This window comes from Corallococcus exiguus (assembly GCF_009909105.1).
Classification (GTDB): domain Bacteria; phylum Myxococcota; class Myxococcia; order Myxococcales; family Myxococcaceae; genus Corallococcus; species Corallococcus exiguus.
In genome coordinates this window covers 508321-522489 of the sequence record NZ_JAAAPK010000004.1, presented here as the reverse complement: position 1 = coordinate 522489, position 14169 = coordinate 508321, and the positions used below count along the sequence as shown (strand labels likewise).

The 14169-nt window shown below is 69.7% G+C and carries 13 protein-coding genes; 3 read left to right on the top strand and 10 right to left on the bottom strand.

Annotated elements, in window-relative coordinates:
• Positions 1 to 127: 127 nt before the first annotated feature.
• A complete protein-coding gene (locus GTZ93_RS18250) occupies positions 128 to 1078 on the bottom strand; it encodes a GGDEF domain-containing response regulator (protein ID WP_161662897.1) in 951 nt (316 codons plus the stop codon).
• Between the two features lie 137 nt (positions 1079 to 1215).
• Here GTZ93_RS18250 and GTZ93_RS18245 point away from each other — a divergent pair, with 137 nt between their 5' ends.
• Complete coding sequence (locus tag GTZ93_RS18245; RefSeq protein ID WP_139924148.1) at positions 1216 to 2004, top strand: glycosyltransferase family 2 protein; 789 nt, start codon at positions 1216 to 1218, stop codon at positions 2002 to 2004.
• A 7-nt stretch (positions 2005 to 2011) separates the two neighbouring features.
• Complete coding sequence (locus tag GTZ93_RS18240) at positions 2012 to 2848, top strand: ChbG/HpnK family deacetylase (protein WP_161662896.1); 837 nt, start codon at positions 2012 to 2014, stop codon at positions 2846 to 2848.
• Between the two features lie 69 nt (positions 2849 to 2917).
• Here GTZ93_RS18240 and GTZ93_RS18235 read toward each other — a convergent pair whose 3' ends face one another.
• The 5 genes from GTZ93_RS18235 to hemE all read right to left on the bottom strand — a co-directional run bounded on the left by GTZ93_RS18235 (position 2918) and on the right by hemE (position 9570).
• The gene (locus GTZ93_RS18235; protein ID WP_139922605.1) at positions 2918 to 3577 is read right to left on the bottom strand and encodes a class I SAM-dependent methyltransferase; all 660 of its coding nucleotides are present in this window, start codon (positions 3575 to 3577) and stop codon (positions 2918 to 2920) included.
• 58 nt (positions 3578 to 3635) lie between these two features.
• Positions 3636 to 4775 (bottom strand): mannosyltransferase family protein, encoded by a 1140-nt coding sequence (locus GTZ93_RS18230; RefSeq protein ID WP_257979480.1) that lies wholly within the window; start codon positions 4773 to 4775, stop codon positions 3636 to 3638.
• A 95-nt stretch (positions 4776 to 4870) separates the two neighbouring features.
• Positions 4871 to 7108: a fatty acid oxidation complex subunit alpha FadJ gene (fadJ, locus tag GTZ93_RS18225; RefSeq protein ID WP_139922602.1), complete on the bottom strand. Its 2238-nt coding sequence runs from the start codon at positions 7106 to 7108 to the stop codon at positions 4871 to 4873.
• Positions 7108 to 8409 carry an acetyl-CoA C-acyltransferase FadI gene (fadI, locus tag GTZ93_RS18220; RefSeq protein WP_120563823.1) on the bottom strand — a complete coding sequence of 434 codons (1302 nt, stop codon included), beginning with the start codon at positions 8407 to 8409 and terminating at the stop codon, positions 7108 to 7110. The genes fadJ and fadI overlap by 1 nt, the downstream gene beginning before the upstream one ends.
• A gap of 117 nt (positions 8410 to 8526) precedes the next feature.
• Positions 8527 to 9570 (bottom strand): uroporphyrinogen decarboxylase, encoded by a 1044-nt coding sequence (hemE, locus tag GTZ93_RS18215; RefSeq protein ID WP_120563822.1) that lies wholly within the window; start codon positions 9568 to 9570, stop codon positions 8527 to 8529.
• Positions 9571 to 9952: 382 nt separating this feature from the next.
• Between hemE and GTZ93_RS18210 the strand changes: the two genes are divergently transcribed.
• Complete coding sequence (locus GTZ93_RS18210; protein WP_139922578.1) at positions 9953 to 10285, top strand: hypothetical protein; 333 nt, start codon at positions 9953 to 9955, stop codon at positions 10283 to 10285.
• 4 nt (positions 10286 to 10289) lie between these two features.
• On the opposite strand, the gene GTZ93_RS18205 is transcribed toward GTZ93_RS18210, so the two are convergent.
• Genes GTZ93_RS18205 through GTZ93_RS18190 form a run of 4 tightly spaced genes read right to left on the bottom strand, consistent with a single transcriptional unit; the run spans position 10290 to position 14057 of the window.
• Positions 10290 to 10919 carry a carboxypeptidase-like regulatory domain-containing protein gene (locus tag GTZ93_RS18205; RefSeq protein ID WP_139922575.1) on the bottom strand — a complete coding sequence of 210 codons (630 nt, stop codon included), beginning with the start codon at positions 10917 to 10919 and terminating at the stop codon, positions 10290 to 10292.
• Positions 10919 to 12604 (bottom strand): caspase family protein, encoded by a 1686-nt coding sequence (locus GTZ93_RS18200; protein WP_161662895.1) that lies wholly within the window; start codon positions 12602 to 12604, stop codon positions 10919 to 10921. The genes GTZ93_RS18205 and GTZ93_RS18200 overlap by 1 nt, the downstream gene beginning before the upstream one ends.
• Positions 12591 to 13388 carry a hypothetical protein gene (locus GTZ93_RS18195; RefSeq protein ID WP_139920255.1) on the bottom strand — a complete coding sequence of 266 codons (798 nt, stop codon included), beginning with the start codon at positions 13386 to 13388 and terminating at the stop codon, positions 12591 to 12593. The genes GTZ93_RS18200 and GTZ93_RS18195 overlap by 14 nt, the downstream gene beginning before the upstream one ends.
• A gap of 3 nt (positions 13389 to 13391) precedes the next feature.
• On the bottom strand, positions 13392 to 14057 hold the full coding sequence (locus GTZ93_RS18190; RefSeq protein WP_257979341.1) for an RNA polymerase sigma factor: 666 nt from the start codon (positions 14055 to 14057) through the stop codon (positions 13392 to 13394).
• Positions 14058 to 14169 lie beyond the last annotated feature (112 nt).

Sequence of the window (14169 nt, the reverse complement as noted above, 5' to 3'; positions counted from 1 at the left end):
CCGGAGATTTGGATAAACCCCGGCAATCACGCCCTTTTTCAGTGACATGACAAAAAGGGGCAAGGTCATCATAGACCCATGACACCCAATGGGGTCAAACCCGACTCAGGGTTTTTGACCCGCTGGGTCAGCCAGCGCGGGAGGGCGGCGCGGAAAACAGGGGGGCGGGAGGGTGCAGACAGATGCGGTCGCGACCCTCCCGCTTGGCGCGGTAGAGGGCCTCGTCGGCGGTGAGCAGCAGCTGCTCCGGGGCGAGGATGGCGCGGTGGGGGAAGCTGGAGACGCCCAGGGACGCGGTGACGCGCAGGGCACCCTCCGGACCGGCGTGCAACTCGTTGATTCCCTTGCGGATTCTCTCCGCCACGGTGAGGGCGCCGGGCAGGTGGGTGCACGGCAGGAGGATGGCGAACTCCTCTCCTCCGTAGCGGGCCACCAGGTCCGTCTCACGGACGCTGTGCTGGAGGGAGGCGGCCACCTCTCTCAGGACGCGGTCTCCGGCGCCGTGGCCGTGGGCGTCGTTGATGTTCTTGAAGTGGTCCAGGTCCACCAGGATGAGAGAGAGGCTCTCGTCGTAGCGCTGCGAGCGGCGGAACTCCTCGCGCAGGCGCTCCTGGAAGTAACGGTGGTTGTGCACCTGGGTCAGGCCGTCCGTCACCGCCAGGCGCCGCAGTTCCTCGACCTGGGAGTGAAGTGACCTCAACCGGGAGTGCGCTTCCAGGCTCCGGTAGAGCCTCAAACGCAGCTCTTCGTCGTCCCATGGGGTCAGAATTACCTCAGCCCCCCTGCGCAGCGCGGCCAGGCGCAAGGCCCGGTCTTCCGGGGGGGCCAGGACCACCACGGCGGGTTGGGGCCCCGGTTGCGGTGGGGAGAGGGCCTCCAGGAGGCCCTGAGCCTGGGCCTCGTCGAGGCCGCCGGAGCAGAGCAAGACGCCGTCTACCTCCTGGGTCAGCCCGAGCGCCTCCGGCCCGGAGCGAGCCACACGGAGCGCGAAGTCCTCCGGGCCGAGCGTGCGCACCAACTGAGGCAGCAGTGCCTGCGAATCGTCCACGACCAGAAGCGTGTAGGGCTGGGTTTTCACCGTGTCCCCATAAAATGATGACTAGGCGGTACTATAGGGGTTTCCCACAAGAAGGGCCAATGGGTTTGCCTGTGGGTAGGGGCTCTGCTAGCGAGCGCGCGTTTCCTTCCGGACGGAACGCGCGCGACATGACGACCGTGGCCAAGTACCCGAGCATCAGCCTCTTCTTCCCCGCTTGGAACGAAGAGGACTACGTGGAGCGCGCGGTGAGCCGCGCACTGGAAGTGCTACCGAAGCTCACCGACGACTTCGAAATCATCGTGGTCAATGACGCCTCCACGGACCGGACCCAGGAGGTCTGCGACGCGCTGGCGGCGAAGGTGCCTCAGCTAAGGGTCATCACCCACCCCGTGAACCTGAAGCTGGGCGGAGCGATGCGCACGGGGCTGGCGGCGAGCACGAAGGACCTGGTGCTGTACTCGGACATCGACCTGCCGTGGGACATGCGCGAGTTGGAGCGGGCGCTGCACCTGATGAACTACCTGGAGGCGGACATGATCTGCGCCTTCCGGTTCGACCGCACGAGCGAGGGCGCGAAGCGCATCGTGTACTCGTTCGTCTACAACGTGCTCATCCGGGCGCTGTTCGACATCCAGATCAAGGACGTGAACTTCAGCTTCAAGCTGATGCGCCGCCAGGTGCTGGAGTCGATGGAGCTCCGGAGCCAGGGCTCGTTCATCGACGCGGAGCTGGTGGTGAAGGCCATCCGCAAGGGCTTCCGCGTGTTCCAGATGGGCGTGGACTACTTCCCGCGCACGCGCGGCATCTCCACGCTGGCGTCGCCGTCGGTCATCTTGAAGATGGTGAAGGAGCTGGTGGCGCTGTACCCGGAGACGCGCTCGCCGTCACCGCCGGTCAAGCCGGTGCGCCTGCCTCCGTCCGTGCAGCAATTGCGTTCGGTGCCGGGCCACGCGGGGCGTGGGTAGGCCGCACATGGCGTCGCGCACCCGCCTCATCGTCAACGCGGACGACCTGGGCCTGCATCCGTCACTGGACGCGGGCATCCTCAAGGCGCACCGCGAGGGCATCGTGACCAGCGCGACGCTGCTGGCCATGGGGCCCTCCGCCGCGGAGGCCGTGGGATTGGCGAAGGCGCAGGGGCTGGCGGTGGGTGTGCACCTGGCGCTGTCCACGCGGCTTCCCTGCGCGGCTCCCGCTGAGGCCGTGCGGACGGTGGCGCCGGGCGGGCGGCTGCGGGGCAACTGGGCGGGGTTCGCGAAGGCGTGGGTGACGGGGCGGGTACGGAGAGAAGAGCTGGAGCGGGAGCTGTCCGCGCAGCTCTCCCGCGCTCGGGAGCTGGGCGCGCAGGTGGATCACCTGGACGGGCACCAGCACCTGCACCTGTTGCCGGGGGTGCGGTCGGTGGTGGAGGGCATCGCCGCGCGCGAGGGCCTTCCCCTGCGGTGGCCGGATGCGCTGCCGCGCGCGTCGTGGCTTCGGGCTCCCGGGCCGGCGTTGAAGACGACGGTGCTCGCGGTGCTGGCGCGGACGGCTCCTCGGGCCCGGCCGGGCGTGCGGCGGGTGAGCGCGGGCGGCGTATTCGAGGCGGGCCGGCTGGATGAGTCCGCGCTGCTCTCGGTGCTGGACTCGCTGCCGGCGGGAGACTTCGAGCTGGGGTGCCACCCCGGTGAGGGTGCTCCGCATGTGCCGGAGGATCCGGCGTGGACCTATGGCTGGGAGGCGGAGCTGGCCGCGCTCACCAGTCCCCGCGTGAAGGCGAAGCTCGTGGAGCGGGGCATCACGCTCGCGAACTACGGCGAGCTGGGCTGACGAGCCGCGGAAACCTGTCCGACTGTCGGACAGGCTTGGAGGTGGCCCGCCACGCACGCGTGGGCTTCTTCAGCGGGCCTCGGCGTCGTAGAGCAGGTGCGGCGTCGTGTAGCCCGCGCCCAGGCCCACGACTTCACGCACCTCGAAGCCTGCGTCGCGCAGGAGCCGCACGCCGTCGACTCGCGGCTTGAGCACCATGCCGCCGCTGGCCTTGGTGCGCCCCAGGAGCGAGACCATCACCCACTCCTGCGCGAGCGCCTTCGCGTGCTTCCAGGAGCGGTCGCCTTCGACTTCCTTCAGGAGGAAGCGGCCTCCGGGCTTGAGCAGGCCGCGCACGGACCGGAGGAAGCCGGGCCACCGCTCATCGGGCAGCAGGTACAGCACGTCGCAGACCACCACCGCGTCGAGGGTATGCGGCTGCGTCCTCGCGAGCTCTTCCACGGAGCCCACGTCCAGCGACACGTTGGGCAGCCCCGACAGGGCCTGCTTCGCCCAGTGCACCTTGCGCTCGTCCAGGTCCACTCCGAGGACCCGTCGCTCCGGCACCGCGAGCGCCATCACCGCGGACAGGAGGCCGTGCCCGCAGCCGATGTCCGCCACCGTCCCGGCGGGCAGACGCGACGCCACCGCGAGCAAGGGAGCCGAGGACGCCCGCGCGTGCACGTGGAAGCGCTCGCCCGAGGGTAGGTGCGCATAGAGCTCCAGCGCCTGGGACATGAGCCCGCTCATGACGCGGCCTCCGCGCTCGGGGCTGCGGCTCGCGCCAGCGCTCGCCCCATCCGTCCGCTCATGACACGTACTCCGCCGCTCCGAAGGCCGCCGTCAGCGCCAGCATCACGCAGGCGCTCGTGGCGAGCACTCCCCACCTCAAGCGCGGTCTCTCCCGCAGCAGCAACGCCAACGTGAGGAACAGCGGGAAGGCGGCCAGCAGGTAGCGCCCCATGCCCATGAAGTCCTTGCTGGACAGTGCGGGCAATCCCACGATGGCCAGCGTGTACACGCCATAGCCCCACCCCAACCGCTTCACCGTGGGCCACACCAGCGCGAGCGCCCCCACCGTGACGGCCGCGTGCCCCATCAGCCTGAAGCCGTCCGACAGCGACATCTCCCGGCTGAAGCCCTGGAACCAGCGCAGCTTCGCCCACGTGCGCCAGCCCGGCTTCTGGTCCCACCCCGGCGCGGACTGCACCTTCACGAACGCGAACGGTTCGCCGAACGCCTTCCACTGGTAGAGCACGTACAGCACGAAGCCCGCCGCCGCGAACACCGGCAGCAGGTCCATCAGGCTCCACTTCAGGCCGCGCTCGTGCTTCCACTCCAGCCGCCGCGCCAGCAGGCCCACCACCAGCGCGGGCGCCACCGGCCGCGCCGCCGTGGCCACCGCCGCGAGCAACACCGCCCACCCCAGCTGCCCCCGCTCCAGGAGCAGGAACGCCCCGATGATCAGCAGGAGGAACAGCGCGTCCGAATACATGGCCCCGTAGAGGAAGAACGCGAACGGATAGAACGCCAAGAGCAGCCCCGCGTTCCTCGCCGCCTCCTCATCCGCCCGCGTGCGCGCCCACAGCGTGAAGACGTACAGCGCGCCCAGGCCGCACAGCATGGTGACGAGCACGCCCGCGAGGAACGTGTCCATGGACAGCAGGCCCAGCCCGCGCAGCACCAGGGGGTACAGCGGGAAGAACGCCACCGGGCTCTGCTGGCCGGGCGTGTAGCTGTAGCCCGCCGTCGCGATGTGCGCGTACCAACCGGCGTCGAAGTGCGTCCAGCCCAGGAGGATGGGGGCGCCCGGCCACGTCAGCCTCGCGGGGCTGTAGCCCTGCGGGAACACCATTGAGGACACCGCTACCAACGCGGTGCACACCACCAGGGCCGCGAGCCCGGCGGTCAGAACAACACGAGGAGCGGAACGGACCATGTAGGGCATGCCCCTTGGTCCAGAACCGCCCCTCGCGTCAAGTCAGGCCCGGAAACAGGGAGAAAACCGTTTGAGGTCCCCTCACCGCCCGGTGCGTCACGTGCTCAGGACTCGTAGAAGCCCTTGTTGGCGCGCACCTTCTCCACCAGCAGCGGCGCGGGCGTGAAGCGCTCTCCGTACTTGTCCTGGTAGTGCTCCAGCTTGCGCAGCAGGTTGGCCGGGCCCAGGGCGTCCGCGTACCGGAACGGGCCGCCCAGGAACGGCGGGAAGCCCAGGCCGAAGATGGCGCCCACGTCGCCGTCGCGCGGGCTGCGCAGGATGCCTTCACCCAGGCAGCGGATGGCCTCGTTCACCATCTGCAGCGCGACGCGTTCCGCCATCTCCGCGGGGTCCAGGGACTTGCGGTCCTTGCCGTGCGGCAGGAGCAGGTAGACCTGCGGGTCCACCTCCTTCTTCTTCCCGTTCTCGTACAGGTAGAAGCCCTTGTTCGTCTTGCGGCCCAGGCGGCCGTCGGACACCACTCCCGCCAGCGCCTTGGGCGCCACCATGCGCTTGCCGAACGCGGCCTCCATGATGGGCCCCACCTTCTGGGCCACGTCGATGCCCACCTCGTCCAAGAGCGTGATGGGCCCCACCGGGAAGCCGAAGTCCACCAGCGCCTTGTCCAGCTGGACGATGTCCGCGCCTTCCGCCAGCAGGTACGCCGCCTCGTTCATGTACGGCGCGAGGATGCGCGACGTGTAGAAGCCCGGCCCGTCGTTGACGACGATGACCGTCTTGCCCTGCTTCTTGCCCACGTCCACGCAGGTGGCCGTCACCCACTCCGCCGTGCCCGGGTGCGTGATGATCTCCAGCAGCGGCATTTTGTGGACCGGGCTGAAGTAGTGCATGCCAATCACCTGCGAGGGGCGATTGCTGCCCTTCGCCAGCTCGCCAATGGGCAGGCTGGAGGTGTTGGACGCGAAGATGGTGTTCTCGCCGGTGACGGCCTCCACCTCCGCGATGACCTGGTGCTTGAGCTTCAGGTCCTCGAAGACCGCTTCGATGATCAGGTCCACCGACTTGAAGCCGCTGTAGTCCGTGCCCGCGGTGATGTTGGACAGCTTCGCGTTCGACTCGAGCCGCGTGAGCGAGCGGCGCTTCACGCGCTCATCCAGCACCGTCTGCACCTGCTTGAGCGCGCGGCCCGCGCCCGCGTCGTCCCGGTCCTTCACGCGCACGGGTACGCCCTGGAGCACGCCAGCCACGTAGGCGATGCCGCCACCCATGAGGCCGCCGCCCAGCACGCCCACCTTCTTCACCTCGCGCGGCTTCAGGTTGGGGTTGGAGGTGCCGTTCTCCTTCTTCAGCGCCGTGGTGGCGAAGAAGATTTCCACCAGGCGCCGCGACACGTCCGTGAACACCAGCTCGCCAAAGGCCTTCGCCTCCGCCTCCAGGCCCGCCTTGCGGCCGGACTCCAGGCCCACGCGGATGACCTGCAGCGCCTTCTCCTGCGCGGGGTACTTGCCGCGCGTCTTCTTCAGGAGCTGCTTCTTCGCCTGGTCGAACATCACCTTGCGGCCGAGCGGGTTGTCCTCCAGCGCAGCTTCCTTCCAGAGGTCCTTGTTGATGAGCCCCTGGAAGAGGCCGGCGATGCCCTTCTTCTTGCTGCTCTGGGCCACGGCCTTGAAGCCCTGGTGCGAACGCTCCACCTTCAGCGTGCCCGCGGCCAGCTCCGCCGCGCGCTTGAGCGCGAGGTCCTTGAGCATGGGCACCGGCACGACTTCATCCACGACGCCCAGCTTCTTCGCCTTGGACGGCTTGACGTTCTTGCCAGTGAGGATGAGGTCCAGCGCGGCCTCCGCGCCAATCAGCGCGGGCAGCCGCTGCGTGCCGCCGGCCCCGGGGATGAGGCCCAGCTGCGTCTCCGGCAGGCCCACCACCGACTTGGGGCTGTCCGTGACGATGCGGTAGTGGCACGCGAGCGCCCACTCCAGACCGCCGCCCAGACACGCGCCGTGGATGGCCGCGACCACGGGCTTGGAGAAGGCCTCCAGCCGGTCGAACTCCGCGTGCGCGGCGCGGCTGATGGCCTCCACGTCCGCCGGGGACTTGAGGGTCTGCAGGAAGTCGATGTTCGCGCCGGCGACGAAGTTGTCCTTCTTGCCGGAGATGAAGACGACGGCCTTCACCTCCGGGTCCCGCTCCGCCTGAAGGAGCAGGTCGGAGAACGCGGCGCCCACGTCTGGGGACAGCGTGTTCACCGGCGCGCCCGGCTGGTCCACGGTGATGACCGCGACGCCGTTCGTGACGTCGTAGCTCAAGCCCTGCTTCGCTTCGACTGCCTCTTGCTTGGTCGCCATCACGCACGCTCCAGGATGACCGCGGCGCCCAGGCCACCCGCGGCGCAGACGGTGCACAACACCGTGTTCTTGTTCCGACGCTTCAGCTCATTCAGGGCCTGCGTGATGATGCGCGCGCCCGTGGCACCGAAGGGGTGCCCGATGGAGATGGAGCCGCCCGTCACGTTCAGGATGGACCGGTCCACCTCGCCCACCGGCGCGTTGAAGCCCGCCTTCTTCGCGAACTCCTTGGACGCCAGCGCCTGGAGGTTGCTCGCCACCTGCGCGGCGAAGGCCTCGTGCATCTCCACCAGGTCGATGTCCGCCAGCTTCATCCCTGCGCGCTTGAGCGCCACGGGCGCTGCGTACGCCGGGCCCTGGAGCAGCTGGTCGCCCGGGTCGGTGGCGGCAAAGGCGTGCGAGCGAAGGAAGCCCAGCGGCTCGTAGCCCAGCGCCTTCGCCTTCTCCTCGCTCATCAGCAGCAGCGCCGCGGCGCCGTCCGTCAGCGGGGACGCGTTGCCGGCGGTGACGCTTCCATAGCGGCGGTCGAACACCGGTTTGAGCTTGGAGAGCGCCTCCAGGCTGGTGTCGTCGCGCACGATGTTGTCCTTCGTGGCGGTCTGCTCGTACTTCGGCGGCACGGTGACGTGCATCACCTCGCCGTCGAACAGGCCCTCCTTCCACGCGCGGGCCGCGTTCTGGTGCGAGTTGAACGCGATGAGGTCCTGCTCCTCGCGGGTGATGCCGTTCTCCTTGGCCATCTTCTCCGCGCTCTCACCCATGGTCTCGCCGGTGGAGTACTCGGCGATGGCGGGGGGCACGGGGATGAGGTCCTTGGCCTTGAGCTTCTGGAAGGGCTTGAGCTTGTCCGGAAGGCTCTTGCCCTTGGACGACGCGGCGAGCGCGTGCGCCAGCGGGCGGCTGGTGAAGATGGGCGCGTCCGACAGGGACTCGGTGCCTCCGGTGATGACGACGTCCGCGTCGCCCAGCGCGATGGCGTTGGCGCCCGCCACCATGGACTGGATGGACGTGGCGCAGGCGCGCGCCACCGTGAAGGCGTCAATGCGCTTGGGCAGGCCCGCCGCCAGCACGACTTCGCGCGCGATGGACGGCGCGGTCAGCGTGGGGATGACCTGTCCGAAGACGACCTGGTTGATTTCGTTGGGGTCCAGGTCGCTGCGCTGCACCAGCTCCTGGACCACCATCCGGCCCAGGTCCAGCGCCGTCAGGTTCGCGAAGACGGTGCCCGCCTTCGCGAACGGCGTCCGCAGTCCGCGAACGATGGCCACCCGCCGGTGGCCGTTGCGCTTCTCGCTTGCCATGTGTGCCTCACCCTCTGTGAAACGAGTGAGGCGCTTCTAACGGCGGGCAATGCACCGCGTCAATGTCGGATTGATTCTTGAGTCAACTGCTCGCCAGTCGGCCGGGCGGGGGATTGTTCAGCCGAGCGTGCCCTGGCGGAGGGCGGCGCCGTGCTTGTGGACGGCCTCCACGAGGAACTTCGCGGCGTCCGGGTCGGTGGGCGGGAGGATGCCGTGGCCCAGGTTGAAGATGTGCCCGGTGGGGCCGGCGCGGCGGAGGATGTCCTTCACACGACCGTCCAGCTCCTCGCGAGGGAGGAAGAGGTGGAGCGGATCCAGGTTGCCCTGGGTCGCCACGTCCGGCCCGAGGATGCGGCGGCCCTCGTCCACGGGGCAGCGCCAGTCCAGGCCGATGACGTCCGCGCCGGTGCGCTTCAGGAGCGGCAGGTGCGGGGTCATGTTCACGCCGAAGAGGATGACGGGGACGCCGGTGGCCTTGAGCTCCGTCACCATCTCGGTGAGGTACGGGAGGCTGAAGCGTTCGAAGTCCCAGGGGGACAGCTCGCCGCCCCAGGAGTCGAAGATTTGAACAATCTTCGCGCCGGCCTCCACCTGCATCTTGAGGTACGGGATGAGGGTGTCGGTGAGCTTCCGGAAGAGGCGGTGGGCGACTTCGGGCTGCTCGAAGAGCAGGCGCTTGATCTGGATGTAGCTCTTGGAGCCGCCGCCCTCGACCATGTACGCGGCCAGGGTGAAGGGCGCGCCCGCGAAGCCGATGACGGGCACGGAGTCGTTGATGGCCTTGCGCGTGCGGCGGATGGCTTCAGCGACGAAGCCGGTGCCTTCCACGGGGTCGGGGACGCCGAGCTTGTCGATGTCCGCGGGCGTGCGCAGCGGGTTGGGGAAGTGGGGGCCCTTGTCGCCCAGCTCCAGGTGGATGCCCATGGCCTCCACGGGGATGAGGATGTCGGAGAAGATGATGGCGGCGTCCACGCCCAGGCGGGTGATGGGCTGGACGGTCACTTCCGCGGCCAGGTCCGGGTTCTTGCAGAGGTCCAGGAACGCGATGTTGCCGCGGATGGCGCGGTACTCGGGCAGGTAGCGGCCCGCCTGACGCATCAGCCACACGGGGGTGGTGTCGGTGGGCTGGCGGCGCGCCGTGCGCAGGAGTCGGTCGTTCACGTCATCACCTTCGAGGGGCGAGAGGGAGGCAGGGACTTCACGGACCGGGGTGTACCCTATCTTCATGACCCGGTTGAACCGCTACGTTCCGAGTCTGCTCGCGCTCGCATGCATGGCCTGTGCGACGGGGCGGACGGCTGCTCCTGCCCGGCCGCAGTGGCCGCTGCCTCAGGAGCTGGTCCGCTGGGAGCCGGCTCCCGGGGTGAGCGTCGTGGCGCCTCGGGTGCCGCAGGGCGAGACGGAACCGCCCCGCACAGGGCCAAATGCCAGGTGCTGGAACTACAAGGCCGGCGACGACCTCCTCCTCAAATTTGATGAGCCCCGACCCTTGATCGGCGTCCATTGCTCGTGGAGCCACACGAACTCGGGCAGGCATTTCCATATGGACTGGAGCACCGATGTCTACGCTCCCGAAACCTCGCCCGAAGACAAGCGCGAGCAACTCCGGATGGCGCTGATCCAGCGCTATGGCGTCCCAGAGAACGAGCTCACCCGGCTACCCGCGCCCTGGTACGGATGGGAGTGGCGCATGGTCGGCGCAGAGTGGATTGGCCCGCCCGAGGAGATGCCGGACGGCATCGGAGAAAGACTCTGCGATCGTTGGCTCGTCGCGGGGACAAGCCTCGTCTTCCTTCAGGTCGTTTCCCCCGAGGACGACCCGTTCCCCGAGGGCGAAGCCTTCCTCGATTCGCTGCGGGTCACTGACCTGAAGTGACGATTCAGCCGCCGTCCCGCCCGCCGCCGTGGTCGTCGCTGCCGCCGTCGTCGTCTCCGCCGCCATCGTCATCCGCAGGCAGCGTGATGGGCTGAACACGCTCCTCGCCCTCACGGACGCAGACCTCCGTCTCCACGTCCTCCAGGTCGTCGGCCTTGACCTCCAGCGCGTAGCAGCCCGCAGGCAGCGGTCCCAGGCGGACCTCGCCGCTGCTCGTGTCGACCTTCGCGCGGTCTTCTCCCGTGCCTCGCAGTTCCACCTCGACGTCGGGCGGGATGGCGCCCTGCTCGTCCCGCACCCTCACGGTGAGGAAGGCCCCGGGCCTCGCCTGGATGTCGCCCACGTCGGTGACCCGAGCGCCCTGTGCCATCACGGGCGTCCTCGCTGCCTGCGTGCGTGAGGCGACCACGTACAGCTCCAGCGACACCGCCGGCACGCCGCTCAGTTCGAAGCGGCCGTCCGCGGCCACCGTCGCTCGCAGCTCCGAATGGCCCATCACGCTGACGCGCGCCACGCCGGACTCCGCGCCCAGCACGCGGCCTCGCACGGTGCCCGTGCGCAGGTCCCCGTTGTCGAAACCGCCACAGCCCACGAGCGCCAACACCAGCGCCCTGCCGCATGTCCTGGCTCGCATCAGAAGCGGTACCCTCCGGCCAGCATCAGGCCTCCAAAGCCCACCGTGCGCGTCTGTCCGTCCACCGGGACGTAGGCCCACAACGCCTGTGCGCGCGCTTCCACCATCCACGCCGGGCTGAAGCGGAATGACAGCGCGGCCATCCATCCCGGCCAGGCCGTGACGTACTGCTCGTTCCGGTCCAGCAGCTCCAACTGGAAGGAGCGCTGCAACCACAGTCCGGCCACGCGAGGACCGGTGGACAGGCCCAGTCGGCCCCACGTCCACGTGGGCCCCACCGCCACGCCCACGAGTAGCGTGCGGTGCCGCACCGGCACGTCGCCGCCTGGATCCAACCGCAGCGACTGACGCCCCTGCCCCGCCGCCACGTCCACCCAGAGGTCCAGCTTCCCGTCCAGGAGCACACCCTCCCAGCCCAGTCCCACGCCCCCCTGCGCCGACGCCGGCAGCACCTGCTCGCGGCTCTGTCCATCCAGGAAGCCGAGCACGCCTCCGCCCAGCGTCACCGTGCGCTTGGGCCCGTCCGCCATGGGACGCAGGAACGCCTCCAGTTCGCGCCGCTCGCCGGAGCGCAGCGCCACGGTGTCCTCCCACAACACCTGGCCGCCCTTGCGCAGCTCCAGCTTCCGCCGGCCCTCTGGCACCACCACGCCACCGGGCAGCTCGCCCGCGTCGTGGCCATCCACCTTGAGCGTGAAGCCCTCCAGCCTCGCGCTGTAGGAGAAGACCTCTGGCTGCCCTGGCCGCTGCAAGGAGCCGGACAGCAGCACCGGATCCGCGCCCACTTCCAGAATCTGCGCGCTGGGACGCTGGCGCCCTTCCGTATAGGCCCAGGTGTTGCGGCGGGCCCAGTCGTGGGCTTCGGTGGCGCTCACCGCGCCGTCGCGATTGCGGTCGCCACTTCCGTCGAGCGCCTGGATGAGGAAGTGCGTGTAGATGTCATTGGCCAGCGCGTCGTCCTCTCGCGCGGCCTCACCCCAATCGCTGGCGGACAACACCAGCGAGGCGCGGCTCGCGGCCTCCAATGGCTGCGGCAGGAAGGACGCCTTGGTGTGCGCGAGCTCGTCGCGGACCTCCGGCGGCAGCAGCGACTTGCCCGTGCCGCTGTGACAGGTGGCCAGCACCAGCACTCGCCGCCGCGAGCCCAACCGCTCCAGCGACTGTTCCAGCGTGGCCATGTCCAGGCCCGTGCCGGCCACGTCGCGGTAGCGGGTGTCGGACGTCACCAGATAGCGCTGCAGTTCGCCCCTCGCGTCGCGCGCCAGCGAGCCGTGCCCAGACACGTACACGACCACCGTGTCCTGGGGCCGCCAGGGACGCGCCTCCAGCGCCTGGAGCGCGGCGAGCACCGACGTGCGCGTCGTCTGCTCCGGCCTCGTGAGCACCGTCACGGAGCGGAAGCCTCCGCGCGCCGGATCCGCCAGCACTCGGCCCAGGTCGTCCGCGTCTTTCGCCGCGTAGCGCAGCCCGTTCCATGCGGGGTCCGTGTACGCGGAGATGCCGATGAGCAGCGCGTGCCGCTCACCCTCCTGCGCCGACGCCAGCACGCCATCGTCCAGGCGCACCCGCACCGCACGGCCCTTCTCCCGCGACTCCACGGAGCGGCACGCGCCGAGCACCACCAGCGCCAGCACCACGGGGATGAACAGCAGGCGGGACACGCGCGGCTCCTCAGGGAGCAGCATGCCCCGACTCCACCTTCAAGCGAAGGCGGGCCTGGGCCGCGTCCGGTGGCACCTGTCCGCTGACGCGCACCGCCTCCAGTGCGGCGTTCCCCTGTTCACCGTGCGGCCAGGCGACCAACACCAGCGTCACGGGTCCACGCTCGTCCTCCAGGGACACGCCCGCCAGGTCCTCGCCATCACGCAGGTCGTGCGTTCCCGGCGTCAACACATGGCGGCCCAGCACCTGCGGCGGCACACCAGGGGCTTCGCGCACCAGCAGTGCGTCCGCGGACTCACTGGCGTGGTAGCGCAGGAGCACCACGGCTTCGGGCGGAAGCAGCGCGTCCGCGGCGACCGCGCGCACTTCACCATCCGGCAATCGCGCAGCACCGGTGATCTCCAGCGCGAGCGGCGCGGTGCCCTTGATGCGCTGCGAGGGCGGCTCCACACTGCCCGGCCCTCCGGTCCCCGGACGCACCAAGAGCGCAAGGAGGACCGCGGCGGCCACCGCTCCCAGTCCGCCGGTCAGCCATGCCCGCTGGGGCGCGCGCTGCTTCCGGCGCACGCGTGCCCAACCGACCGCATCCTCCCGGACGGGACGGTCCGAGGCCGCGACGAGCGCTTCGTCCGCCAGCGCGTTCAAACCCGGAAGCGCACCGGGCTCCGCGTCGTCGCGCGCGAGGAACGCCTCGCACGTCTCACACGGATGCGAGAGGTGCTCGGCGAAGTAGCGCACCGCTTCGGGCTCGCGTCGTTCGAGCTGCTTCGCGGACTCCACGTCCAGATGTCTGTCGCTCGCGCCCATGGTTCAGCCCACCTCCGCGGCCAGCAGCCGCGCCAGCAGCTCGCGTTTCACGCGGGCCCGGAAGCGCTCCAGTCGCATCGTCACCGCGCTCTTGCCCAGCCCCAGCCGGTCGGCGATCTCCCGCGCGCTCAGCTCGCCCTCCAAATAGAAGAGGCGGACGGTCTCCTTCTCCGGGCCCTCGGGCAGTCCTTCGATGAGCGCGCGCACCACGGCCACGCGGCGCTCCAGCGTCAACGACGGAGGCAGCGCGGGCGCGACGGTGTCCAGTTCGCGCGCCAGGTCCTCCTCCACGCGGGCCCGGGCCTTCGCGCCACGGCTGAGCGCGTAGGCGTGATGCCGCGCGATGGTCAGCAGCCAGCCGCTGAACGCGCGCGGATGCTGGAGCCGGGGCAGCTCGCGGAAGGCGCGCACGAACGTCTCCTGCACGGCGTCCTCCACCTCCGCGGTGCCCAGGACGCCCGAGCCCTGGGCCACGCGGCGCACGGCCCCGTGGAAGCGATGGTAGAGCTGACCGCACGCGGACTGATCACCCCTCGCAGCCCGGCGGATGCAGTCCGCCAGCTCCTGCTCCGTCACGACGCCCTCCCCGCCCGCTCCGCGCACGCGCGCGACGACCGCGTGCCGGGGCAGGGCCCCCGAGGCGATGCCGGTCCAGGTGAGAGGATGCAAGCCATGACCCCTGTTCAGTAACCGTCCCTGAGGAAGGAGTCACGGGGGGCTTTTCCGGCCACGTACGCCCGGCCGATTCCCCAGGCCTCCCTCCGGAAATCCGCGCGGAAAA

Excerpts from the sequence above, each read along its gene's own strand:
- GTZ93_RS18240 (WP_161662896.1), top strand. The coding sequence starts at position 2,012 with ATGGCGTCGCGCACCCGCCTCATCGTCAACGCGGACGACCTGGGCCTG.
- GTZ93_RS18235 (WP_139922605.1), bottom strand. The coding sequence starts at position 3,577 with ATGAGCGGGCTCATGTCCCAGGCGCTGGAGCTCTATGCGCACCTACCC.
- GTZ93_RS18230 (WP_257979480.1), bottom strand. The coding sequence starts at position 4,775 with ATGCCCTACATGGTCCGTTCCGCTCCTCGTGTTGTTCTGACCGCCGGG.
- fadJ (WP_139922602.1), bottom strand. The coding sequence starts at position 7,108 with ATGGCGACCAAGCAAGAGGCAGTCGAAGCGAAGCAGGGCTTGAGCTAC.
- fadI (WP_120563823.1), bottom strand. The coding sequence starts at position 8,409 with ATGGCAAGCGAGAAGCGCAACGGCCACCGGCGGGTGGCCATCGTTCGC.
- GTZ93_RS18210 (WP_139922578.1), top strand. The coding sequence starts at position 9,953 with ATGGACTGGAGCACCGATGTCTACGCTCCCGAAACCTCGCCCGAAGAC.
- GTZ93_RS18205 (WP_139922575.1), bottom strand. The coding sequence starts at position 10,919 with ATGCGAGCCAGGACATGCGGCAGGGCGCTGGTGTTGGCGCTCGTGGGC.
- GTZ93_RS18200 (WP_161662895.1), bottom strand. The coding sequence starts at position 12,604 with ATGCTGCTCCCTGAGGAGCCGCGCGTGTCCCGCCTGCTGTTCATCCCC.
- GTZ93_RS18195 (WP_139920255.1), bottom strand. The coding sequence starts at position 13,388 with ATGGGCGCGAGCGACAGACATCTGGACGTGGAGTCCGCGAAGCAGCTC.